Here is a 20,985-nt window from a genome sequence, read left to right on the forward strand (position 1 = left end):
GCCCGCATCGGTCCGACCGTATGCGAAGAGCTCGGACCGATGCCGATCTTGAACAGGTCGAACGTGCTGACTGCCATGCTGCAGAACCGCCATCGAAAAAAGGCCGCTATTCTAAGCACGTAGACGCTGGATACCCTTCACCCCTCAGCCGCGATGCCCCTGATCCTCTACCAGCGCGACGACTGCCACCTCTGCGACCTGGCGCTCGATATCCTCGCCAGCGCGCGCGTTCCCGAGTTCGAAAGCGTTTTCATCGATGGCGACGACGCGCTCGAAGCGCGTTACGGCATCCGCGTCCCCGTGCTGCATCGCAGCGACACCGGTGCGGAACTGGACTGGCCGTTCGGCATCGAGAGGGTGGCGGCATTCGTGCGTTCCTGAACCTGTCCGTGAGGAGAACCCGACATGCGAATGCAGGCGGAGCCGCCAGGAGATTACGGTAGGCTCGCGCCATCCGGGTTCGGGGAATTCCGATGACGGCGACACGAAGGTGGCTGCTGGTATCCGTGATGGCCGCGGTCTGTGCGCCACTGGCGACCACGGGCAGCGTGCTTGGCGATGAGGCCGCGCTCCGTCGCATGCACGAGGATTTCGTCGATGCGTTCGTGAACAGCCAGGGATTCGGAAAGACGCGCGTGACGCCCATGATGGTACGCATGCGCCACTATCAGTTCGAGGGCATTGGCGGCAGCGGCCGCTGCGTGCACGACGTGGAACTGATCGGCATCGCCTGGCACGATCCGCCGGTCGTCTATCCCGCGAACTTCATGGGCTTCCAACACGAGGGTGGCGATGCTGGCCTGCGTTTGCCCGTCATGCCTGCCCGAAGCCTGCAGGCATGGGAGCGCGACGCGGTCGCCGCCCTTGGAACAGGCCAGGAGATCGTGCGGCATGCGCTGCCCGGCGGCGAGCGCGCGATGGGTGCTATCCGCGCGCGCCGGGATTGTCTGACGTGCCATACCCGTAGTCGCGAGGGAGACGTCCTTGGTGCGCTCAGTTACGGGTTGGGTCACCTGGTCGTACCGGCGCAGGCGTCCGACCCCCGTTCCTGTCGTCCCTGAGCATCATTTTGGCTTGAAGATCGCCTTGGTGCTGGTCGAGGTCACGGGAGCGCTGGTCGGTGTCGCGCGGCGTATCGAGCTGCCGATCCAGGAAGCCGATCACGTGAGCGGCGTAGCCCTCTGGATCATGCGCCTGGAAATCCACGTGGGCCGCATCCGGCAGCAGCCAGAACGACTTGGGCTGTCGCGCACTCTCGTACATCGCACGCGATTCGGCAGGCAGCGTATGACGGTCTCGTCCACCTGCGATGACCAGCACCGGCGCGCCGACACGTCCGATGCGATCGATGGGCGCCAATTGGCGCACGGGAATGCCCAGTCGCATGCTGGCCTGCATTTCCAATAGCGGAGAGAGTCCGGCCGCCGTGTCGCCCAGTCGCATGGCGATGCGGTTGCGGATCGCTTGGTGGGCCGTCGAATACACGGCTTCCAGCACGATCGCGTCGAAGCCGCTGGGTTGCGGACCGAGCAGCACGGAAGCGCCGCCCAGCGACACGCCGACCGCTGCGCGTTTCTCGCCCGGGCGCTGCCGCTCCATCCATCCGCGAGCGGCGATGACCGCGGCGGCTTCGCGCCATCCCAGGGTTATCGCATCCCCGTGGCTCTCCCCGTGTGCGGGAAGATCGATCAGCAGCACGGCGTAACCGTGCCGCGCCAGCAACCGCGCACGGCCCAGCATCGCGCGCCGGTCCGCGCGGATGCCGTGCAACAGCAGCACGCTGGCGTGGCCGGCCTGGCCATCGATCCACCAGCCGGCCACGGGGGCGGCATCGGGGACTTCGATGTGCACGTCGATGGCGTGCAGATCCGCAGGCGGTGCTCCGACCGTGGCGGGACGCGGCGCCAGCAACTGGCCGCCCAACCACCACACGCCCACCAGGCCGCCGGCGAGCGCGACGAGTCCGGCGATGCCGATGCGGAGGAGCAGGCGTCGCCGGCGCATCCCGTGTTACTTGGCCGGCTTCAACATGACCTTGGTGCTGATCGCGACCTCGTTCGGGATCGTCGAGGTGTCGGCCCAGTCGCCGCCGCCGACCCCGAAGTCCAGCCGCTTCACCGTCGCCTTGCCGGTGAGCACGGGCTGTGCGCCGGGAGTCCAGGTGAAGGTCAGCGTCACAGGCTTGGTGATGCCGCGCAGCGACAGCGTGCCGTCGGCCGCGTACTGGTTGCCGCCCAGCGAGCGGAACTTGGTCGCGGTGTAGCGCGCCTGCGCGAACTTGGCGACGTTGAAGAAGTCGGCCGACACCAGCGTGCCGTCGCGGTCGCCATTGCCGGTCTGCGTACCGGCCAGCTGGATGGCGACATCCAGCTTGCTGGTGGTGAGCTGCGCCGGATCGAAGCTCAGCGTAGTGGTGAAACCGCCGAACTTGCCGGTGAAGGTTTCGCCCTGGTAGTTGCTGGCGAACACGAGCGTCGAGCCCGGCGCCTGCACGTAGTCGGCGGCGGTGGCCTGGCCGGCGACGGCCAGCAGCAGGGAAGCGAGCGCCAGGCGCACGCGGTCAGGGGTTTTCATCGGGAGAATCCTGCGGGGTGGGGGGAAGAGGAGCGGGCGGTGCGGCGACGGGCGCTGCCGCGACCGCGCGTCGGCCCGGCAGCATGCGGCGCAGCGTGGCATCGCCCTGGAACAGATGGTGGTACAGCGCGGCGCCGGCATGCGCCAGTACCAGCACCACCAGCACCCAGAACAGCAGTTCGTGCGCGCCTTCGGCGGCTTCGTGCACGCCTTCGTTGCGGCCGGTGATGGCGGGCAGGTTGAACAGCTTGAACCACTGCAGCGGATAGCCGGCGGACGAGTTCAGCACCCAGCCCGACAGCGGGATCGCGAAAAGCAGTGCGTACAAAAGGAAGTGGGTCGCCGAAGCGATGCGCTGCTGCCAGGTCGGCGTGCCCGGGACCGGCGCGGGTGCGCCGGCATACAGGCGCCACAGTACGCGCAACGCCACCAGCGCGAGGATGGTGAGGCCGATCGACTTGTGCAGTGCGTAGATGTTGATCTTGCGCGGGCCGTTGGGCAGGTCGCCCATGGTCAGGCCCAGATAGGCCATCACCAGGATCAGCACGACGATGGTCCAGTGGAACAACTGGCTGACGGCGCCCCAGTGGTGTTCGGTGTTCTTCAGGGTCATGGCGTCGGTTCCGGAAGCGGTGGGGAAGGCGGGGTATCGGCGGCAGCCTCGTCGGCCTTGCCGTCGTAGGTCGCCTCGGCTTCGATGCGCAATTCGACCTCGTCGCCGATCACCGACTTCCATGCGGTGATGCCGAAGTCGGCACGGCTGAGCGTCGTCGTCGCGGAAAAGCCGACCGTGCGCCGGAACGGCGGCATCGGGTGGCGCTTGACGGCATTGAGCGTGACGTCGAGGACGACCTCGCGCGTCACGCCGCGCAGGCTGAGGTCGCCATGCACTTTCGCATGCGTGGCGTCGACCGGTTCGACCCGCGTGGAGACGAAGCGCGCTTCCGGATGGCCTTCCGCATCCAGCAGCGACTTCGCCAGCGTGGCCTTGTTCCAGTCCGCATCGCCGAGGTCGGCGCGCGCGATCGGCACCCGCACGTCCACGCGTGCGCGGGTCCAGTCGTCCGGATCGAACACCAGCGTGCCGGTGCTGCCGGACACGGTGCCGAGTGCGTTGGAGAAGCCGGCGTGCGAGATGGCGAACATCACGCGCGTATGCACCGGATCCAATCGGTACTCTGCGGGCGCACCGCGCGCGGATGCCAGGGCGGGCAGCAACGCCAGCAGGCAGAGACTGCGCATCAGCAGGCGGGTGGTCGGTCCGGGCATGGGGACGGATTCTAGGGGCCGGGCCATGAAGATACCCCGCTTGCACGTGCAACGGTCCGTTGCGACGATGCCGGACGGGGTCGATCAGGGAACGAGGGACGGACAGGCATGGCGATGCGCGCGTGGTGGTGGTTGCTGTTCTGCCTGCTGAGCGCGCCTGCGCACGCCACGGTGCCCGAGATCCCGCGCTTCCGCCTGCTCGGCGCCGGCGACGGCCTGCCCTCCACCACGATCCCCGCGCTCGCGCGCGACCGCGCCGGCCATCTGTGGATCGCGACCTGGGACGGCCTGGCGCGCTACGACGGCGTCGGCTTCAAGGTCTGGCGCCACGATCCCGCCGATCCGGCTTCGCTGCCCGGCAATGTCGTGCAGGCGCTGCACATCGATGCGCGCGACCGCATCTGGGTGGCGACCGAGAACGGCGGGCTGAGCATGATGGATGTCGACCGGAGGGGCTTCCGCCACTACCGGCAGGCGCAGCACCCGCAGATGCGCAGCGACGACGTGTTCGCCATCGCCAGTCGCGGCGACGAGGTGTGGTTCGGCACGTTCGGCGGTGGCCTGCACCGGCTGGCGGCCGACGGCCGCATCACCCGCTTCGCCGCCACGGCGGAGGGAGAGGAAGGCTTGCCGTCGGACAACGTGCTGTCGCTGGCGTTCGACGCCAGGGGTGTGTTGTGGGTCGGCACCATGGGCGGGCTGGCCCGCTACGACGGTGGCCGGCTGCGCCGGCTGGCGTTGCCGGGCGGCGAGGGTCTGATCATCTATTCGGTGACGGCCGACCGCGATGCGATGTGGATCGGTGCGTCCGATGGCGTGCACCGCTGGTCGCCCGACGGGCGCTGGGGATCGCCGCCATGGTCGCCCATGTTCGCGCGGCCGAACGCGCTGATCGCCATGACCAGCGACGGCCAGGGCGAGTACTGGCTGGCCAGCCAGGGCGGACTGTGGCGCACGGAGGGTGATCGCGCGCCGGCGCCGGTCAACTACGACGCGCAGAACGTGGGCATCGGTCGCGTGCTGCAGACCGTGCTCGCGCTGCCGGATGGAGGACTGTGGGTGCCCGTGCCGACGCGCGGCCTGGCCTACCTGCGTTCGGACTGGCGCCGCATCGCGGCGTTCTCGTCGGCGCAGGGCCTGGGTGGCGGTCTCTATCGCGGCCTGTCGCAGGCCGACGCCGACGGCATCTGGATAGCCAGCAGCACCGGCAAGCTGGAACGGCTGGACACGCGCAGCGGGCATGTCGTGCCGTTGCCGCACCATGCGGCATTGCTGGGCGAACTGCGGCTCACCTCCACCCGGCAGGACCGCCACGGCCAGCTCTGGATCGGACACCGCAGCGGCCTGATCCGCATTGATCCCCGCACCGGTGCCCTGCGGCAGTGGGCGCAGGACGGCGAGGACGCGGTGCCGGACAACACGTCGATCGACTGGCTGGTGGAAGCCCCCGACGACACGCTGTGGGTGGTCTCGCAAATGGGCAGCGTGCAGCAGCGCGAACTGGGCAGCGGGCGCGTGCTGCGCACGATCGCCAGGCGGGAGGACGGCGACGGCCTGCCCGACATCGAAGGCATCGCGGTCGCACCCGATGGCCGTGTCTGGCTGGGCGGCGCGGCCGGCATGATGGTGTGGGACGCTGCGGCGTCGCGTTTCGCCGCGGTGGGCGAAATGGGTGGCGAGCGCGTCTATGCCTTCGCATTCGAACATGCCGACCGGCTGTGGCTGCACCGGATGTCCGGCATGGAAGCGTGGCGTCGTGACGGTGCGCGCTGGGTGCGCGAGCGCCGCATCGGCGCCGACGACGGCCTGCCGGCGGTCGAGTCCACCGGACTGGCGGTGGATCCGCAGCGGCGGGTGTGGCTGGGGACGCGTCGCGGCCTGTTCCGCATCGATCCCAACCTGCGGGGATCGCGTGCGCTGCTGCGCAATTTCGGCGTGCGCGAGGGCCTGCTGAGTCAGGAGCTCAACGACCGCGGCCTGTTGATGACGGCGGACGGCCTGCTGGCGACCACCGCGGCGGACGGGTCGGTCGCGTTGCTCGACACGCACCTGCCCGACCCCCGGCCGGTGACGCCGAACCTGGTGCTGGACAGCCTGCAGGTGAGCCGCGGCGACGACGTGCTGCCGCTGCGCATCGACCAGCGGCTGGTGCTGCAGCCGGACGACCACGAACTGCTGGTCGGCACCCGCCTGCTGAGCTACGAGAATCCGTTGGGCAACCGCTACCGCTCGATGCTGGATGGCTTCGACAGCGGCTGGGTGGACCAGGGCGCCAGCGGCGAGCGGGTGTTCTCCGCGCTCACGCCCGGGCGCTACCAGCTGCGCGTGCAGGCCTACGACGCCGCGGGCAACGCCTCGCGCGAATTGATCGTTCCCTTGCACGTGCTGCCGCCGTGGTGGCGCAGCGTGTGGGGCATGGCCCTGTTCGCCGTGCTGGGCATGGTGCTGATGCTGATCGCCGCCGCGGCGTATCGCCGGCGCGTGCGTCGTCGCAGCGCGTGGCAGCTGGCCGAGCACAAGCGTGAAGTGGCCGAGCAGGCGTCGCTGGCGAAAACGCGCTTCCTGGCCACGCTGGGCCATGAGGTCCGTACGCCGATGACCGGCGTGCTGGGCATGGCCGAACTGCTTCAGGCCACGCCGCTCGATGATCGCCAGAAAGGTTACACCGACGCCATCCAGCGGGCGGGCACGCACCTGCTGCGCCTGGTCAACGACGCGCTGGACCTGGCGAAGATCGAGGCGGGCAAGCTGGAACTGCAGCAGGTCGAGTTCGACCTGCATGCGCTGGTGGCCGATGTCGTCGCCTTGATGGGGCCGGTCGCCGGCAAGCGCGGCCTCGCCTTCCAGGACGGTATCGCCGCCGGGGTGCCGCGGATGGTGCGTGGCGACCCGCTGCGGCTGCGGCAGATCCTGCTCAACCTGCTCGGCAATGCGATCAAGTTCACCGAGGCCGGCCACGTGTCGCTGCACGCGGTGCCGCTGTCGCCGCATGGCGTACGGCTGACCGTCGGCGACACCGGTCCCGGCATCAACGCCGAGCAGCAGACCCGGTTGTTCCGGCGCTTCGAACAGGCCGAGGGTGCGCAGACCACGGCCCGCTACGGCGGCAGCGGGCTCGGCCTGGCGATCTGCCAGGAGCTGGCCGGTGCGATGGGCGGGCGCATCGAGGTGGACAGCGCGCCGGGCAGGGGCACGCGGTTTTCCGTCGACCTGCCCGTGCTGCAACCGGTCTCGCATGACGGTGCGGAGGTGCCGCCCGTGGCTGACGAGGCACGCCTCCAGGCCCCCGTCGGGCCGCTGGAGATCCTGCTGGTGGAGGATGACGCGATGGTGGCCGAGGTCGTGGCGAGTCTGCTGCGCGCGCGTGGCCATCGGGTGACACACGCGCCGCACGGCTTGGCCGCGCTGACCGAGGTGGTGACGACCACGTTCGACATCGCGTTCCTCGACCTCGACCTGCCGGGCCTGGATGGCATGGCGCTGGCGCGGCAATTGCGCCTGCAGGGCGTGCCTACGCCACTGATCGCACTGACCGCACGCACGGATGCCGAGGCCGAACCGCTCGCGCGACAGGCGGGGTTCGAAGATTTCATCCGCAAGCCGGTCACCGGCGACATGCTGGCCGATGTGATCGCCAGGGCGTTGGCGCAGGCAACGGCCATCGGTGATGGACCGCAGGGAGCGCGGGCTTGAGCACGGGATACGGAAACGCATGCGGCATCGCGCTGACGATCGCCTGCTGGCTGGCGTCTCCCACGGCCCTGGCGCAGGCACCTGCCGAGGAGGAGCAGGCCGAGCGCCCGTTCCTCGGCGGCTTCCTGCAGGACAGCCGCATCCTGTATCCGCTCAAGATCGGCGAATGGGTCGCCCGCGACGAGCACCGGTACGAGCAGGCCGAGGCGGGCGCCTCGGTGCGCTACCAGCACGGCGACCTGCGCGACCGTTGGATCGACGTCTATTTCTTCCCTGCCGGCATCGTGCCGGACGATCGAGTGCGCGCGATGGCGCAGGGGACGGTGGACGGCATCCGGGCGCTGCCCGGCAACGGTGGGCTGCCGGCAGGCGGACTGGAGACATTGCGAATCGAGTTCGGCGACGACAAGGACCGGCGGCACGCCACCCTGTACTCGTCGGGCTTCATGCTGGCCCGCGACGGCAAGCGTTACGCGTCGGCGATGACGCTGCTGGCGAAGGACCTCTACTACATCAAGGGGCGTTACAGCGGCGAGGCTGCGGTGCATGCGCCCGAGGCCCTGCACGCCGAACTGAAGGACTTCACTACACGGCTGGTGCGGGAAACCCGGCTGTACAGCACGGGCGAGTGCTGGATGCCGCCGCCGATCGTGCAGGTCGATGCGCCCGATCCCGAGGCGGCCGGTGCGCTGTTGAACACCAGTGTCGATGGCAAGGCGCTGGCGGTCGGGTTCGCCGACCGCGTCGAAGCGGTGGACGCCCGATCGTCGCAGGCGATACTCACGCAGTTCATGGCGCACGTCGCCAGCGGCCGCTGGGTCGATGGCTGCCATCCGCCCGAGGACATGACCCCGCACGTGCCGGACGGGATGCGCGAACTGCGCTTCGAATACCGGGCGCCACCGGAGCGTAGCGACGGCACCACGCCCCGCCTGCGCAGCCCGCGTTCCGGTGTGGGCTGAGGCGGCTCAGCGCAGCCGGCGCACGTCCATCACGCCGGCGACGGTGTCGTAGTAGAACCAGTCGCTGGTGTTGCCGGCCAGCCAGTCGATGCGAGCGCGCGCCGTGGACGGCACGTGGCAGAGCACACCCTCGCCATAATCGTCGCCGGGCGGGGCAGGAGCGGGCGGCGCGTCCGCGAGCAGGTCGTCCAGCGAGGCCGGTTTCCTGCCCCAGGTCAGGCACTCCGCATCGCGGCTGCTGTCGACAGGCCACGCCATGCGGCTCCAGAACGCCGCGCGGCCACGCTCGCCCAGCCGGTGCGCATCGACGACCTTGCCATCGCCGGTGGAAGTGAGGCGCCATCCATCGCCCATGTCCTGGACACGCCATACGACATCGTTGGCGTCATGCGTCGCGCCATGCCCGTAATCGCCCGCGAACGAGAGGGATTCATTCGCCATGGCGACGGACGCCGGAACGAGCAGGCAAACAAGAGGGAGCAAGCGCATCGGTTCAGTCCGCCCAGGCTTCGACGTACAGCGTACGGGTAGCGTCGTCCGGATCCGCATGGATCCAGATGCCGCCGGCATCGGACGAAGGCAGGTAGAGGCCGTCGTCGGCCGCCAGCATGGTGCAGGCGGCGACCGGCGTTTCCTCCGCCAGCGTTCGCGCCAGGCAGGTCTCTTCGACCAGGCGCCGGACCACCGGGGCCACGGCTGCGAACGGGGCGGCCAGCACATACTGGTGGTCGCCCCAGCGTTGCGAATCCATCAGCCGCACCTCCGCTACCGGCTGGCCGGCCAGTTGCACGCGGTCGGGGTGCAACACGGCGCGCGCGGTCACCGCCGTGAGGGTCTGCTGCGCGTCGTCCGCCACGGTGTCTTCGCAGTCCAGCTCGACGCGCGCCACGCGCGTGCGCCATCCGGGCGGCAGTTCATCCACGCGGCGTGCACGGATGCGGTCGCAGCCGGGTGTCGCGTCCAGGCCATGCGCGGCGTGCTCGCCGGGCACCACCATCACCAGCGCGGGAAAATCGCCGCCCGTGACGTGCATGACACGCGCGGCGCCGGCTTCCTCGGCGCGGACGCGTGCGCCGGCCACCAGCAACAGGCCGGCAGCGGCGGGGGCAAGCAGGTGGCGGCATTCCATTGCGTCACTCCGGTGGGGTGGAACGGGTGCGTCAGCGTGCGCTGTAAGCGTGGACTTCGTCCACCAGCACGGCGACGTGGTCCGGATTCATGTCCGGCGACATGCCGTGGCCCAGGTTGAACACGTGCCCTTCGCGCGAACCGCCATTGCCGTCGCGATAGCTGTCGAGGGCGCGGCGCACTTCGTTGCGGATCGCGTCCGGCGATCCGTACAGCGTGGCCGGGTCCAGGTTGCCCTGCAGCGCGACCTTGCCTCCGGTACGCCGCGCGGCTTCACCCAGTTCGACCAGCCAGTCCACGCCGACACCATCGGCGCTGCTGGCGGCCAGGTCTTCCAGATACGCCGCCGTGCCCTTGCCGAACAGGATCAGCGGAGTGCGCTCGGCGCCTTCGCCGCGGTCCAGTTCGCGTGCGATGCGTTGCAGGTACGGCAGCGAGAACTCGCGGTACATCGCCGGCGACAGTACGCCGCCCCAGGTATCGAACACTTGCAGCGCCTGCGCGCCGGCCGCGCGCTGCGCGGCCAGATAGGCGATCACCGCATCGGTGTTGACCGACAGCAGTTGGTGCAGCACCGCCGGCTCGTTCAGCGCCATCGCCTTGATGCGGGCGAAGTCCTTGCTGCCGCCGCCTTCGACCATGTAGCAGGCCAGCGTCCACGGGCTGCCGGAAAAACCGATCAGCGGCACCTGGCCGTCCAGCTCGCGGCGGATCACCCGCACCGCGTCCATCACGTAGCGCAGTTCGGTCTCCATGTCCGGCACGCCGAGCTTGGCCGCGTCGGCGGCGCTGCGCACGGTGCGCTCGAACTTCGGGCCTTCGCCTTCGACGAAGTACAGGCCCAGGCCCATCGCATCGGGGATGGTGAGGATGTCGGAGAACAGGATCGCGGCGTCCAGGTCGAACCGGCGCAGCGGCTGCAGCGTCACCTCGCAGGCGACCTCCGGATTCTTGGCCATGCCGAGGAAGCTGCCAGCCTCCTTGCGGGTGGCGCGGTACTCCGGCAGGTAGCGGCCGGCCTGGCGCATCAGCCAGACGGGCGTGCGGTCCACGGGTTCGCGACGCAAGGCGCGCAGGAAGCGGTCGTTCTTCAAAGCGGTCATCGTGGATCCGGGAAAGGGTTACTTGGGCGCGTCGGCGCCGCGCGCGAACATCAGCTGGAAGCCGCGCTTGAGGTGGCCGTCGCGCGCCTTTTCGAACGCGGCGTAGGCTTCGTCCTGCAGCAGGTACTGCTCGCGCTTCAGCGTCGCGCGGCCGCCGATCTGGCCGGTTTCGCGCAGCAGCTCCCAGCCGCCGAACAGGTCGGGCTGCAGGGTCAGCTGGACGTAGCGGGGGGCTTCGCCCGCATCGGGGCGCTGCTGGAGGAAGACGCGCATGGCGCCATTTTAGCCGGACAGCAGCCCCAGCACGCGGGCCTCGTCCACGTCCGGTACCACCTCGGCCTGGCCCAGGCCCCGCCACAGCACCAGGCGCAGGCGGCCGGCCAGGTTCTTCTTGTCCAGTCGCATGCGGGCCAGCAGGGCTTCGGGCGCCAGGCCCGGGGGAATCCGGGTGGGCAGACCGTAATCGCGCAGGGTGGTCTCGAGGCGGGCAGCGTCATCCGCCGGTGCCATGCCCAGCTCGGTCGACAGGCGCGCAGCCAGCACCATGCCCACCGCCACCGCTTCGCCGTGGTTGAGGTTGTCGTTGCCCACGCCGCCATAGCCCTGTTCGGTCTCGATGGCGTGGCCGAAGGTGTGGCCGAAGTTCAGCAGGGCGCGCTCGCCCTGTTCCAGCGGATCGTGGGCGACGATCTCGGCTTTGTGCTCGCAGCTGGCGGCGATCGCCAGCGCCAGTGCCTCGCCGTCCATCGCCAGCAGGGCGGCGCGTTCCTGCTCGAGCCACTGGAAGAAGCGGGCATCGCGGATCGCGCCGTACTTGACGACTTCCGCCAGTCCCGCGCGCAGTTCGCGCGCCGGCAGCGTCGCCAATGCACCGGTGTCGGCGAACACCGCGCGCGGCGGGTGGAAGGCGCCGACCAGATTCTTGCCTTGCGGGATGTCGACCGCCGTCTTGCCGCCGACCGACGAATCGACCATCGACAGCAGCGTCGTGGGTACCTGCACGCAGTCCACGCCGCGCATCCAGCACGCAGCCGCGAACCCGGCCAGGTCGCCGACCACGCCGCCGCCCAGCGCCACCACGCAGGCGTCGCGGGTGGCGCCCAGCGTCGCCAGCGCCTCGATGGCGTGGCCGAAGTGCGCCAGCGTCTTCGATTCTTCACCCGCCGGCAGGATGAAGGTGCCGATGGCCAGATCCGGGCGCGCGGCATGCAGCGCTTCGCGCACCGTGCCGGCATACAGCGGTGCGACGATCGAATCGCTGACCAGCAGCACATGGCGACCGCGCACATGGCGCGCCAGCGCGGCGCCGTCGGTCAGCAGGCCGGGGCCGATGGCGATGGAATAGGGAATCTCGCCGCCGACGTCGACGGTGCGGAGCTGGTTCATGCGTTCTCTTCGATGGGCTGCCAGCGATGCGCCAGCAACTGGGTCAGACGGGCCGTCGCCTCGGGCGGTGTCAGCCCGTCGGTGTCCAGGGTCAGGTCGGCCACGTCGCGGTACAGCGGCTCGCGCAGCGTGGCCATGTCGTGCAGGACCTGCTCGCGGTCCGGCCGCTGCAGCAGCGGACGGTTGGTGCAGCGGCCGAGACGCTTCAGCTGCGCGTCCACGCTGACCTGCAGGTAGACCACGAAGCCGCGCTGTTTCATCCGTATCCGATTGTCGGCATCCAGGACGGCGCCGCCGCCGGTCGAAATCAGTTGCCCCTGGCCAGCCAGCAGGTCGGCCAAGGTGGCCTTCTCGCGCTCGCGGAAGCCTGCTTCGCCGACGTGCTCGAACAGGGACGTGATGCTGGCGCCGGTGCGGTCGACGATGGCCTGGTCCGCATCCACGAACACCAGCCCGAAGCGCTCGGCCACGCGCTTGCCGATGGAGGTCTTGCCGGCCCCGGTAGGGCCGACCAGGATCAGGTTGGGGGCCGGATTCATGATGGGACAGATGCTAGCACCGCCCGCGCGCATGGCGTGGATTTAACACCGGCGGGACTACGGTGGCGCTCCGGCATCGAGCCGGCCATCCGAGGAGAACGCGCCATGTCCGTCGCCAAGATCATCGAGGTCAACGCCTCGTCGAAGACCAGCATGGAGGACGCCGTCAAGGTCGGCCTGAAGAAGACCTCCGAAACGGTGAAGAACATCAAGGGCGCCTGGGTCAACGAGATCAAGGTCGTCACCGACGATGGCGGGAACGTGCAGGAGTGGCGCGTCAACCTGCGGATCACGTTTGTGGTGACGTGAGGCGCGGACAGGCGTGGAGTAGGCAGGTGTGGGGCAGGTGGGTGTGGGGCAGGTGGGTGTGGGAGCGACGTAAGTCGCGATGAACTATCCGGATGTCGTCATCGCGACTTACGTCGCTCCCACAACCGACTAAATGATCGGTCGGCGCTGCTCGTCCAGCCTCACAACCCGATCCGCCGTCGCCGGCAGCGTCGCCAGCAGGTGGCGGCTGGTGCGCTCGTAATGCTGGATGAAGCGGTCCAGTTGCGCGCGGTCCATGCCCCTGCGGGCCGGATCGCGCGCCACCATCGCCTGCTCCTGCTGCCAGCGCCAGGTGCGCACCACCTCGAAACCGGGCGGCTGCAGGAACCACAGCGCATCCAGGCGCGACCACAGTGCGGAGTAGTCGCGCCGCAGCGCCGCGTTGCAGTAGTGCCGCCAGCGCCCGTCGGCATCCTCTTCGCGCTCCAGCGCATTGATCGGCGTCGCCAGCGCTGGCCCGTCCTCGGGCACGGCACCCACGCACCAGCCTTCGAACAGCACCAGGTCGACGCGCCCCTGCACGCGCGTCCAAGCGTCCTCCGCGCGATCGTCGGCGAGCTTGTCGAAGCGCGGCACCGCGATGTCGTCGCCCGCTTTCAGCGCATCCAGTACGCGGCAGCCCAGCGCGACGTCGTGCGTGCCCGGCGGCCCACGGGTGGCGAGCAGCGGGTGGACCTCGCGGGCCAGCCGCTGGCGCTGGTCACGCGTCAGGTACAGGTCGTCCAGCGACACCACCGCTACGCGTAGGCCGTCGGCCTCCGCGCGCGCGGCGACCTGTGCGGCCAGCGTCGATTTGCCGCTTCCCTGCAGGCCGCTGATGGCGAACACCGGCGTGCGCACCGGCCGGGCGCGAGCCGCGGCCAGTGCGTCGGCGACGAGCGCGTCGGGAAAACCCTCGGGATGCGTTGCCTGCGTCATCGCGCGACAATAGCGCATGCCCGATGCGCGGGTGCTGCCTGACGACGCCATGACCGACCTGTACGCCGAAGCCCTGTCCACGTTCGCCACGCTGTTCGGCGAAGCGAAGGCCGCGGGCACCGAAGTCGAGCCGAACGCGATGACGGTCGCGACCGCCACGCCGGACGGACGGCCGTCCGCACGGACCGTGTTGCTGAAGGCCTACGACGAACGCGGCTTCGTCTTCTACACGCATACGCACAGCCAGAAAGGGCGCGAACTGCACGACAATCCACGCGCGGCGCTGCTGTTCCTGTGGCGCAGCCTGCGCGAGGCCGGCATCCAGGTGCGGGTGGAAGGTGCGGTGACGCCGGTGGCCGACGTGGAAGCCGATGCGTACTTCGCCTCGCGTCCGCGCCCGAGCCAACTCGGCGCCTGGGCGTCGATCCAGTCGGAGACGCTGGCGTCGCGCGAGGCGTTCGAAACGCGCATGGCCGACGTGGAAGCGCGCTTCGCCGGCGGCGACGTGCCGCGCCCCGATGGCTGGAGCGGCTACCGCGTGGCGCCGGAGGCGATCGAGTTCTGGTACGGCGCGCAGTTCCGCCTGCACGAGCGCTGGCGCTACGAGTGCGATGCCGCGGGCGCGTGGAGCAAGCGGATGCTGTTCCCTTGAGCGTCCGCGTACGGCCGGCGTCCGCTGCCGACGTCGAGGCCTGGGTCGCCATGCGCCTTGCCCTGTGGCCCGACGCCGACCTCGCCGACCTGCGTGCCGAGGCGCTGGCGTGGGACGGGAGCAACGGGATTGCGCTGGTCGCGTTCGACGATGACGACCGTGCCGTCGGCCTCGCGGAAGCCACGTTGCGCCACGACTACGTCAACGGCACGGCCGGCTCGCCGGTCGGTTTCCTGGAAGCCTGGTACGTCGATGCAGCGTACCGTGGTCGCGGCGTCGGTCGTGCCCTGGTCGCCGCCGTGGAAACGTGGACGCGCGAGCGCGGCTGCAGCGAACTGGCATCCGACGCCCTGCTCGACAATACGGCCAGCCATGCCGCGCATGCGGCTTGCGGTTTCGAGGAGACCGAGCGCGTGGTGTATTTCCGCAAGGTGCTGGCCCCATGAGCATCGGCCCCCGCCGCATCGTCTGCCTGACCGAGGAACCGACCGAGACGCTGTACGCGCTCGGCGAGCAGGACCGCATCGTCGGCATCAGCGGCTTCACCGTGCGGCCGCCGCAGGCGCGCAAGGAAAAGCCCAAGGTCAGCGCGTTCACCAGCGCGAAGATCGGCGAGATCCTGAAGCTGCAGCCCGACCTGGCCATCGGCTTCTCCGACATCCAGGCTGACATCGCCGCCGAACTGGTCCGGCACGGTGTCGAAGTGTGGATCAGCAATCACCGCAGTGTGGACGGCATCGTCGACTATGTGCGGCGGCTGGGGGCGCTGGTCGGCGTGGCCTCGCGCGCCGGCGACTATGCCGACACGCTGGCGCGCGGGCTGGACGAGGTCCGCGCGCAGGCCGCGCGCCTGCCGCGGCGACCGACCGTGTATTTCGAGGAATGGGACGAGCCGCAGATCACCGGCATCCGCTGGGTGTCGGAGTTGATCGGCATCGCCGGTGGCGACGACGTATTCCCCGAACTGGCGATGGAATCGCTGGCGAAGCACCGCATCCTCGCCGATGGCAGCGACGTCGTGCGCCGCGCGCCGGACATCATCCTCGGCTCGTGGTGCGGCAAGAAGTTCCGTCCGGACCGGGTGGCCGCGCGTCCTGGCTGGGCCGCCATTCCTGCGGTGCGCGACGGAGAGCTGCACGAAATCAAGTCGCCGCTGATCCTGCAACCGGGCCCGGCGGCGCTGACCGATGGGGTGCAGGCGATCGCGGCGATCATCCAGCGGTGGGCGGAACGTCGCGGCTGAGTTGGCCCTGCATCTACGGGATTCGGAATGTAGGGATGCGGGATGTGGGAGCGACGTCAGTCGCGATGGGCTACCGCGGTGCTTCATCGCGACTGACGTCGCTCCCACATGTCTTTCCGCGAGGTCTCCACAGGAGGGCGCAGATTCGCCTCAGAAATTCCGCTGGAACTTCACCGTCTCGCTGCGTCCGCCCGCGGTCACCACCACTTCGAAACGGTAGGAATTGCGCGGCGAGATGCGGGCCGTGCCGATGTGGTCGGTATAGCCGCCGGCGTCGATCCCGCGCAGCGTGATGGCCTGCCGCGCACCGGACAGATCGTGCGCGGTGACGCTGACCTCGCCGTCCGCATCGACCTCCTCGCCGCCGGCCACCGTGCGCAGCGCGACCAGCACCAGCGCGGTGCCGGCATCGCGTGGAACGCTGTACTCCCTGGCGACGGCTTCACTCAGGGCCAGCGTCGGCAGGGCGTTGTAGCGCACGCGCAGGTCGCCGAAGTCCGCCTCGGCCGGCGTGGCCTGCACGAACTCGGCAGCACGCGGCGCTTCGCCGCCGGAGCAGCCCGCCAGCGCCAGCGAGGCGGCCAGGAGGAGGGACGGCAGCGGGAATTTCATGCGGGCACCTTCAGAAAGGGAATCAGTCGTTCGCGGCCGACAACTCGCCGCCGCGCACGGTCGCGGCGTGCACGGCCTTCGCGACCAGCGCTTCGAAGCCGCCGGCCTGGAAGGTTTCGATGGCGGCTTGCGTGGTGCCATGGGGCGAGGTGACGCGGCGACGCAGTTCGGTCGGCGTCTCGCCGCTTTCGGTCAGCATGCGCGCGGCGCCCAGTACCGTCTGCAGCACCAGCGTGCGCGCGGCATCGGCGGACAGTCCTTCCGACAGCGCGGCCGCTTCCATCGCCTCGGCCAGCAGGAACACGTAGGCCGGTCCGCTGCCGGACACGCCGGTCACCGCGTCCATCTTCGCCTCGCTGTCGATCCACACCGTCGGGCCCGCGGCGGACAGCAGCAACGCCGCGCGCTGGCGGCCGGCAGCGTCGACTTCGTCGCTGGCGTGCAGGCCGGTGACGCCAGCGCCCAGCATGGCCGGCGTATTCGGCATGCTGCGCACCACCGGCACGCCGCCGCCCAGCCAGCGCTGCATCTGCGCGCCGGTGATGCCGGCGGCGATGGACACCGCCAGTGGACGTTGCGCCTGCGCGCGCGGCGCGAGGCTCTCGCACACGGTGCGCATCACCTGCGGCTTGACCGCGAACAACCAGGTGTCGGCGCCGTAGACCGCTTCGTCGGCCTCGGCGAACACCTGCACGCCGAAGTCCGCGGCCAGCGCGGCGCGCAGCGGTTCCGCCGGTTCGGCCACGCGGATGCGGGAGGGGTCCGCCCCGCGCGCGATCAGGCCGCCGATCAGGCTGCGCGCCATGTTGCCGCCGCCGATGAAGGCCAGCGGATGCGTCAGGAGCGGAGAATGCGATGCGGTCATGGGGGCAGGCTCAGGGAGAAGGCGAGGGGAACGGCACGGCGGTCGCGCGTGCCTCGAACCGGTGGGCGAGGGCCTCGTCGCCGGTGTAGGTCAGGGCGATGTCGCCGGTCCAGACGATGTCGAAGCGGTCGCTGTCGCCGACGCGGTGGAAGCCGATGCGATGGTTGGCCACGCTGTCGTGGCCGAGCAGATAGATATGGAAGGCGAGGTCGTCGAGTTCCACGTCCTCCAGCGTGCCGCCGGCGATCGTATCGACCACGAAGGTCCGGCCATCCAGCCAGTCCGGAGTGAAGTCGCCGACCGTACACAGCGGGAAGCCGCGGTCGGCGTCCCAGAACGTCGACGACAGCGTGCAGCGATGGTAGTTGCCCCACACGCCGGCGGCGTCCCAGCTGCTGTCGTGGTCCTGGTCGTCGTCCAGTTCGATGTCGCGCTCCGCGTAATGGTCCGCGCTGCGCAGGTGCAGGTCGCACCACACCACGCCGTCGACCGTGCGTGCCGTCCATGCGAATTCGGCCAGCGCATGGCCTTCGGGCCACGGGTTGCCGGGAAAACGGATGCGGTCCTGAGCGGGGTCCATGCGCTACTTTGCCGGTCGCGCGCCGAACAGCGCTGTGCCGATACGGACCATCGTGGCGCCATAGGCGACAGCCTGCGCGAAGTCGTCGCTCATGCCCATCGACAGCGTGTCGGCGCCGGGATACGTCGACGCCAGCCGATCGTGCAGCGTCTTCATGCGGCTGAACGCCGCGATGCGCGCGGTCGGGTCCGGGTGCGGCGCGGGGATCGCCATCAGCCCGCGCAGGCGCAGCGCCGGTGCGGCGGCGATCGCCTCGGCCAGCGCATCGACCTCGTCCGGCCTGCAGCCATGCTTGCTGGCCTCGTCGTCGATGTTCACCTGGATCAGTACGTTCAACGGCGGCCGATCCGGCGGGCGATTCCGTGACAGGGCGCCGATCAATTTGTGACGGTCTACCGTCTGCACCCAGTCGAACAGGCGCGCAGCGATGTCGGCCTTGTTCGATTGCAGGTGGCCGATGAGATGCCATTCCAAGTCCATGCCCGCCAGTTCGGCGATCTTGCCCTGCGCTTCCTGCACGTAGTTTTCGCCGAAGGCGCGCTGTCCGGCGCGTGCCAGCTCGGCCACGGCGGAGGCCGGCTGCAGCTTGGACACGGCCAGCAGCGCGGGGGCTGGCCGATGTGCGGCATCTGCTGCGTTTTCAAGACGTTGCAGGGTCTCGCTGAGGGTGTCGGCGAGCATGTTGGTCCAACCATTGGCGGGAACGGCGAGGGCGCTATACTGCCCTCCGGGGAATCAAGGTTCCAGTTCGCAGCAACTTGGGGAAGCAGCGTCATGGATATCGCCGAACTGTTGGCGTTCTCGGTAAAGAACAAAGCATCCGACCTCCACCTGTCGGCCGGCCTGCCGCCGATGATCCGCGTGGACGGCGACGTGCGCCGCATCAACATCCCGGCGCTCGACCACAAGCAGGTGCACTCGCTGGTCTACGACATCATGTCGGACAAGCAGCGCCGCGACTTCGAAGAATTCCTCGAAGTCGACTTCTCGTTTGAGATCCCGTCGCTGGCGCGTTTCCGCGTCAACGCGTTCAACCAGAACCGTGGCGCCGGCGCGGTGTTCCGCACCATTCCGTCCGAAGTGCTGACGCTGGAGGACCTGGGCTGTCCGCCGCTGTTCCGCGAACTGATCCAGCAGCCGCAGGGCCTGATCCTGGTGACCGGTCCGACCGGCTCGGGCAAGTCGACCACGCTGGCGGCGATGATCGACCACATCAACAAGAACGAATACGGCCACATCCTCAGCGTCGAGGATCCGATCGAATTCGTGCACACCTCGCAGAAGTGCCTGATCAACCAGCGCGAAGTGCACCGCGATACGCACGGTTTCAACGAAGCGCTGCGTTCGGCGCTGCGTGAAGACCCCGACTACATCCTGGTCGGCGAGTTGCGCGACCTGGAGACCATCCGGCTGGCGCTGACCGCTGCGGAGACCGGCCACCTGGTGTTCGCCACCCTGCATACCAGTTCGGCGGCCAAGACCATCGACCGCATCATCGACGTGTTCCCCGCCGGCGAGAAGCCGATGGTCCGCTCGATGCTGTCCGAGTCGCTGCGCGCGGTGATCTCGCAGGCGCTGCTGAAGAAGATCGGCGGCGGCCGCACTGCGGCCTGGGAAATCATGGTGGGCACGCCAGCCATCCGCAACCTGATCCGCGAGGACAAGGTGGCCCAGATGTATTCGGCCATCCAGACTGGCCAGCAGAGCGGCATGATGACGCTCGACCAGCACCTGCAGGACCTGGTGAAGCGCAGCCTGATCACGCGCCAGCAGGCCAAGGAATATGCCAAGGAGAAGCGGCTGTTCGAGTAATGCCGCGATTCGTGATTCGTGATTCGTCAACAGCCGGGGTTCTGATGCGGTGATGCACGCTGGATCGTCAAGGGTGGCTCTTGCGAATCACGTCTCACTCGTCACGAATCACGGCTCCGCAAGGAGCCACCCATGAGCAGCATCGATTTCACCTCGTTCCTCAAGCTGATGGCGCACCAGAAGGCGTCGGACCTGTTCATCACGTCCGGCATGCCGCCGTCCATCAAGGTGCACGGCAAGATCTCGCCGATCACGCAGACGCCGCTCACCTCGCAGCAGTCGCGCGATCTGGTGCTGAACGTCATGACGCCGGCGCAGCGCGAGGAGTTCGAGAAGACCCACGAGTGCAATTTCGCCATCGGCGTGGCCGGCGTGGGCCGCTTCCGCGTCAGCTGCTTCTACCAGCGCAACCAGGTGGGCATGGTGCTGCGCCGGATCGAGACGCGCATCCCCACCATCGAAGAGCTGAACCTGCCGCCGGTCATCAAGACGCTGGCGATGACCAAGCGCGGCATCATCCTGTTCGTCGGCGCCACCGGCACGGGTAAATCCACTTCGCTGGCGGCGATGATCGGCTACCGCAACCAGAATTCGACCGGCCACATCATCACGATCGAGGATCCGATCGAATTCGTGCACAAGCACGAGGGTTGCATCATCACCCAGCGCGAAGTCGGCATCGATACCGACAGCTGGGAAGCCGCGCTGAAGAACACGCTGCGCCAGGCACCGGACGTGATCATGATCGGCGAGGTGCGTACCCGTGAGGGCATGGATCACGCCATCGCCTTCGCCGAGACCGGCCACCTGGTGCTGTGCACGCTGCACGCCAACAACGCCAACCAGGCGATGGACCGCATCATCAACTTCTTCCCCGAAGACCGCCGCCAGCAGCTGCTGATGGACCTGTCGCTGAACCTCAAGGGCGTGGTCGCGCAGCAGCTGATCCCGACGCCGGACGGCAAGGCGCGTCGCGTGGCGATGGAAATCCTGCTCGGCACGCCGCTGGTGCAGGACTACATCCGCGACGGCGAGGTGCACAAGCTGAAGGAAGTGATGAAGGAATCCACCAACCTCGGCATGAAGACCTTCGACCAGGCGCTGTTCGAGCTGTACCAGGCCGGCGAGATCAGCTACGAGGACGCGCTGCGTTTCGCCGACTCGCAGAACGAAGTGCGCCTGCGCATCAAGCTGGCACAGGGCGGCGACGCCCGTACGCTGGCGCAGGGCCTGGATGGCGTGGAGATCGCGGAGGTCCGCTGATACTGCGTATCCGGCGACGGACAGAAGGGGGCGGGCGACCGCCCCTTTTCCATGAG

Annotated in this window: 26 protein-coding genes; 10 read left to right on the forward strand and 16 right to left on the reverse strand. The window is 69.0% G+C overall.

The genetic code is table 11. The annotated features are described in order from the left end of the window. On the reverse strand, positions 1-77 hold a 77-nt coding region (locus AC1Q5B_RS13305; protein WP_492632792.1), incomplete at its 3' end, for a serine dehydratase beta chain. A gap of 76 nt (positions 78-153) precedes the next feature. On the opposite strand from AC1Q5B_RS13305, the gene AC1Q5B_RS13310 reads away from it, so the two are divergent. Together AC1Q5B_RS13310 and AC1Q5B_RS13315 are read left to right on the forward strand one after the other, a co-directional pair. Further along, entirely contained in the window at positions 154-381 is a 228-nt protein-coding gene (locus AC1Q5B_RS13310) for a glutaredoxin family protein (protein WP_492632097.1), read from the forward strand. 197 nt (positions 382-578) lie between these two features. Beyond that, complete coding sequence (locus tag AC1Q5B_RS13315; RefSeq protein ID WP_492632098.1) at positions 579-1,061, forward strand: hypothetical protein; 483 nt, start codon at positions 579-581, stop codon at positions 1,059-1,061. On the opposite strand, the gene AC1Q5B_RS13320 is transcribed toward AC1Q5B_RS13315, so the two are convergent. Genes AC1Q5B_RS13320 through AC1Q5B_RS13335 form a run of 4 tightly spaced genes read right to left on the reverse strand, consistent with a single transcriptional unit; the run spans position 994 to position 3,816 of the window. Then, positions 994-2,004 (reverse strand): alpha/beta hydrolase, encoded by a 1,011-nt coding sequence (locus AC1Q5B_RS13320; protein ID WP_492632099.1) that lies wholly within the window; start codon positions 2,002-2,004, stop codon positions 994-996. The genes AC1Q5B_RS13315 and AC1Q5B_RS13320 overlap by 68 nt on opposite strands. 6 nt (positions 2,005-2,010) lie before the next feature. Continuing rightward, a complete protein-coding gene (locus AC1Q5B_RS13325) occupies positions 2,011-2,574 on the reverse strand; it encodes a YceI family protein (RefSeq protein ID WP_492632100.1) in 564 nt (187 codons plus the stop codon). Then, the gene (locus AC1Q5B_RS13330) at positions 2,561-3,187 is read right to left on the reverse strand and encodes a cytochrome b (protein WP_492632101.1); all 627 of its coding nucleotides are present in this window, start codon (positions 3,185-3,187) and stop codon (positions 2,561-2,563) included. The genes AC1Q5B_RS13325 and AC1Q5B_RS13330 overlap by 14 nt, the downstream gene beginning before the upstream one ends. Beyond that, positions 3,184-3,816 carry a YceI family protein gene (locus tag AC1Q5B_RS13335; protein WP_492632793.1) on the reverse strand — a complete coding sequence of 211 codons (633 nt, stop codon included), beginning with the start codon at positions 3,814-3,816 and terminating at the stop codon, positions 3,184-3,186. Before AC1Q5B_RS13335 ends, AC1Q5B_RS13330 begins: the two co-directional genes overlap by 4 nt. A gap of 135 nt (positions 3,817-3,951) precedes the next feature. Here AC1Q5B_RS13335 and AC1Q5B_RS13340 point away from each other — a divergent pair, with 135 nt between their 5' ends. Both AC1Q5B_RS13340 and AC1Q5B_RS13345 read left to right on the forward strand, forming a co-directional pair. Beyond that, positions 3,952-7,536 carry a hybrid sensor histidine kinase/response regulator gene (locus tag AC1Q5B_RS13340; protein ID WP_492632102.1) on the forward strand — a complete coding sequence of 1,195 codons (3,585 nt, stop codon included), beginning with the start codon at positions 3,952-3,954 and terminating at the stop codon, positions 7,534-7,536. Continuing rightward, positions 7,533-8,498: a hypothetical protein gene (locus AC1Q5B_RS13345; RefSeq protein WP_492632103.1), complete on the forward strand. Its 966-nt coding sequence runs from the start codon at positions 7,533-7,535 to the stop codon at positions 8,496-8,498. Before AC1Q5B_RS13340 ends, AC1Q5B_RS13345 begins: the two co-directional genes overlap by 4 nt. 6 nt (positions 8,499-8,504) lie before the next feature. Here the strand turns inward: AC1Q5B_RS13345 and AC1Q5B_RS13350 are convergent, their stop codons facing one another. The 6 genes from AC1Q5B_RS13350 to AC1Q5B_RS13375 are packed head-to-tail and all read right to left on the reverse strand — an operon-like array spanning position 8,505 to position 12,654. After that, entirely contained in the window at positions 8,505-8,939 is a 435-nt protein-coding gene (locus AC1Q5B_RS13350) for a hypothetical protein (protein WP_492632104.1), read from the reverse strand. 52 nt (positions 8,940-8,991) lie between these two features. Next, entirely contained in the window at positions 8,992-9,627 is a 636-nt protein-coding gene (locus tag AC1Q5B_RS13355; RefSeq protein WP_492632105.1) for a hypothetical protein, read from the reverse strand. Between the two features lie 31 nt (positions 9,628-9,658). Continuing rightward, positions 9,659-10,729: a uroporphyrinogen decarboxylase gene (gene hemE / locus AC1Q5B_RS13360; RefSeq protein WP_492632106.1), complete on the reverse strand. Its 1,071-nt coding sequence runs from the start codon at positions 10,727-10,729 to the stop codon at positions 9,659-9,661. A gap of 18 nt (positions 10,730-10,747) precedes the next feature. Then, positions 10,748-11,002 (reverse strand): WGR domain-containing protein, encoded by a 255-nt coding sequence (locus AC1Q5B_RS13365; RefSeq protein ID WP_492632107.1) that lies wholly within the window; start codon positions 11,000-11,002, stop codon positions 10,748-10,750. Between the two features lie 9 nt (positions 11,003-11,011). Beyond that, positions 11,012-12,115, reverse strand: coding sequence for a 3-dehydroquinate synthase (gene aroB / locus AC1Q5B_RS13370; RefSeq protein WP_492632108.1), 1,104 nt, complete (start codon positions 12,113-12,115; stop codon positions 11,012-11,014). Continuing rightward, entirely contained in the window at positions 12,112-12,654 is a 543-nt protein-coding gene (locus AC1Q5B_RS13375) for a shikimate kinase (protein WP_492632109.1), read from the reverse strand. The genes aroB and AC1Q5B_RS13375 overlap by 4 nt, the downstream gene beginning before the upstream one ends. A gap of 105 nt (positions 12,655-12,759) precedes the next feature. Here AC1Q5B_RS13375 and AC1Q5B_RS13380 point away from each other — a divergent pair, with 105 nt between their 5' ends. Continuing rightward, the gene (locus tag AC1Q5B_RS13380) at positions 12,760-12,963 is read left to right on the forward strand and encodes a dodecin family protein (protein WP_192270205.1); all 204 of its coding nucleotides are present in this window, start codon (positions 12,760-12,762) and stop codon (positions 12,961-12,963) included. Between the two features lie 129 nt (positions 12,964-13,092). Here the strand turns inward: AC1Q5B_RS13380 and AC1Q5B_RS13385 are convergent, their stop codons facing one another. Then, on the reverse strand, positions 13,093-13,902 hold the full coding sequence (locus tag AC1Q5B_RS13385) for a kinase (RefSeq protein ID WP_492632794.1): 810 nt from the start codon (positions 13,900-13,902) through the stop codon (positions 13,093-13,095). A gap of 49 nt (positions 13,903-13,951) precedes the next feature. On the opposite strand from AC1Q5B_RS13385, the gene pdxH reads away from it, so the two are divergent. Genes pdxH through AC1Q5B_RS13400 form a run of 3 tightly spaced genes read left to right on the forward strand, consistent with a single transcriptional unit; the run spans position 13,952 to position 15,797 of the window. Continuing rightward, positions 13,952-14,554 carry a pyridoxamine 5'-phosphate oxidase gene (gene pdxH / locus AC1Q5B_RS13390; RefSeq protein WP_492632795.1) on the forward strand — a complete coding sequence of 201 codons (603 nt, stop codon included), beginning with the start codon at positions 13,952-13,954 and terminating at the stop codon, positions 14,552-14,554. Continuing rightward, positions 14,551-15,000, forward strand: coding sequence for an aminoglycoside 6'-N-acetyltransferase (gene aac(6') / locus AC1Q5B_RS13395; protein WP_492632110.1), 450 nt, complete (start codon positions 14,551-14,553; stop codon positions 14,998-15,000). Before pdxH ends, aac(6') begins: the two co-directional genes overlap by 4 nt. 2 nt (positions 15,001-15,002) lie before the next feature. Further along, positions 15,003-15,797 carry a cobalamin-binding protein gene (locus AC1Q5B_RS13400; protein WP_492632796.1) on the forward strand — a complete coding sequence of 265 codons (795 nt, stop codon included), beginning with the start codon at positions 15,003-15,005 and terminating at the stop codon, positions 15,795-15,797. 150 nt (positions 15,798-15,947) lie between these two features. Here the strand turns inward: AC1Q5B_RS13400 and AC1Q5B_RS13405 are convergent, their stop codons facing one another. The 4 genes from AC1Q5B_RS13405 to AC1Q5B_RS13420 are packed head-to-tail and all read right to left on the reverse strand — an operon-like array spanning position 15,948 to position 18,535. Continuing rightward, positions 15,948-16,409, reverse strand: a complete 462-nt coding sequence (locus AC1Q5B_RS13405) for a DUF4426 domain-containing protein (protein ID WP_492632111.1) — start codon at positions 16,407-16,409, stop codon at positions 15,948-15,950. A gap of 22 nt (positions 16,410-16,431) precedes the next feature. Further along, positions 16,432-17,274 (reverse strand): pyrroline-5-carboxylate reductase, encoded by an 843-nt coding sequence (gene proC, locus AC1Q5B_RS13410; protein WP_492632112.1) that lies wholly within the window; start codon positions 17,272-17,274, stop codon positions 16,432-16,434. Positions 17,275-17,284: 10 nt separating this feature from the next. Next, positions 17,285-17,854 (reverse strand): hypothetical protein, encoded by a 570-nt coding sequence (locus tag AC1Q5B_RS13415; protein ID WP_492632113.1) that lies wholly within the window; start codon positions 17,852-17,854, stop codon positions 17,285-17,287. A gap of 3 nt (positions 17,855-17,857) precedes the next feature. Then, on the reverse strand, positions 17,858-18,535 hold the full coding sequence (locus AC1Q5B_RS13420; RefSeq protein WP_492632114.1) for a YggS family pyridoxal phosphate-dependent enzyme: 678 nt from the start codon (positions 18,533-18,535) through the stop codon (positions 17,858-17,860). A gap of 93 nt (positions 18,536-18,628) precedes the next feature. On the opposite strand from AC1Q5B_RS13420, the gene AC1Q5B_RS13425 reads away from it, so the two are divergent. Beyond that, positions 18,629-19,666, forward strand: coding sequence for a type IV pilus twitching motility protein PilT (locus AC1Q5B_RS13425; RefSeq protein WP_492632115.1), 1,038 nt, complete (start codon positions 18,629-18,631; stop codon positions 19,664-19,666). Positions 19,667-19,798: 132 nt separating this feature from the next. Next, positions 19,799-20,929, forward strand: coding sequence for a PilT/PilU family type 4a pilus ATPase (locus tag AC1Q5B_RS13430; protein ID WP_492632116.1), 1,131 nt, complete (start codon positions 19,799-19,801; stop codon positions 20,927-20,929). The last annotated feature ends 56 nt before the right edge of the window (positions 20,930-20,985 follow it).

The sequence above is a fragment of the Pseudoxanthomonas sp. GW835-FHT14C01 genome, assembly GCF_058793715.1.

Coding starts and splice junctions, on each gene's coding strand:
- AC1Q5B_RS13310 (WP_492632097.1), top strand. CDS start 154: ATGCCCCTGATCCTCTACCAGCGCGACGACTGCCACCTCTGCGACCTG.
- AC1Q5B_RS13315 (WP_492632098.1), top strand. CDS start 579: ATGCACGAGGATTTCGTCGATGCGTTCGTGAACAGCCAGGGATTCGGA.
- AC1Q5B_RS13320 (WP_492632099.1), bottom strand. CDS start 2,004: ATGCGCCGGCGACGCCTGCTCCTCCGCATCGGCATCGCCGGACTCGTC.
- AC1Q5B_RS13325 (WP_492632100.1), bottom strand. CDS start 2,574: ATGAAAACCCCTGACCGCGTGCGCCTGGCGCTCGCTTCCCTGCTGCTG.
- AC1Q5B_RS13330 (WP_492632101.1), bottom strand. CDS start 3,187: ATGACCCTGAAGAACACCGAACACCACTGGGGCGCCGTCAGCCAGTTG.
- AC1Q5B_RS13335 (WP_492632793.1), bottom strand. CDS start 3,816: ATGCGCAGTCTCTGCCTGCTGGCGTTGCTGCCCGCCCTGGCATCCGCG.
- AC1Q5B_RS13340 (WP_492632102.1), top strand. CDS start 3,952: ATGGCGATGCGCGCGTGGTGGTGGTTGCTGTTCTGCCTGCTGAGCGCG.
- AC1Q5B_RS13350 (WP_492632104.1), bottom strand. CDS start 8,939: ATGGCGAATGAATCCCTCTCGTTCGCGGGCGATTACGGGCATGGCGCG.
- AC1Q5B_RS13355 (WP_492632105.1), bottom strand. CDS start 9,627: ATGGAATGCCGCCACCTGCTTGCCCCCGCCGCTGCCGGCCTGTTGCTG.
- hemE (WP_492632106.1), bottom strand. CDS start 10,729: ATGACCGCTTTGAAGAACGACCGCTTCCTGCGCGCCTTGCGTCGCGAA.
- AC1Q5B_RS13365 (WP_492632107.1), bottom strand. CDS start 11,002: ATGCGCGTCTTCCTCCAGCAGCGCCCCGATGCGGGCGAAGCCCCCCGC.
- aroB (WP_492632108.1), bottom strand. CDS start 12,115: ATGAACCAGCTCCGCACCGTCGACGTCGGCGGCGAGATTCCCTATTCC.
- AC1Q5B_RS13375 (WP_492632109.1), bottom strand. CDS start 12,654: ATGAATCCGGCCCCCAACCTGATCCTGGTCGGCCCTACCGGGGCCGGC.
- AC1Q5B_RS13380 (WP_192270205.1), top strand. CDS start 12,760: ATGTCCGTCGCCAAGATCATCGAGGTCAACGCCTCGTCGAAGACCAGC.
- AC1Q5B_RS13385 (WP_492632794.1), bottom strand. CDS start 13,902: ATGACGCAGGCAACGCATCCCGAGGGTTTTCCCGACGCGCTCGTCGCC.
- pdxH (WP_492632795.1), top strand. CDS start 13,952: ATGACCGACCTGTACGCCGAAGCCCTGTCCACGTTCGCCACGCTGTTC.
- AC1Q5B_RS13405 (WP_492632111.1), bottom strand. CDS start 16,409: ATGAAATTCCCGCTGCCGTCCCTCCTCCTGGCCGCCTCGCTGGCGCTG.
- proC (WP_492632112.1), bottom strand. CDS start 17,274: ATGACCGCATCGCATTCTCCGCTCCTGACGCATCCGCTGGCCTTCATC.
- AC1Q5B_RS13415 (WP_492632113.1), bottom strand. CDS start 17,854: ATGGACCCCGCTCAGGACCGCATCCGTTTTCCCGGCAACCCGTGGCCC.
- AC1Q5B_RS13420 (WP_492632114.1), bottom strand. CDS start 18,535: ATGCTCGCCGACACCCTCAGCGAGACCCTGCAACGTCTTGAAAACGCA.
- AC1Q5B_RS13425 (WP_492632115.1), top strand. CDS start 18,629: ATGGATATCGCCGAACTGTTGGCGTTCTCGGTAAAGAACAAAGCATCC.
- AC1Q5B_RS13430 (WP_492632116.1), top strand. CDS start 19,799: ATGAGCAGCATCGATTTCACCTCGTTCCTCAAGCTGATGGCGCACCAG.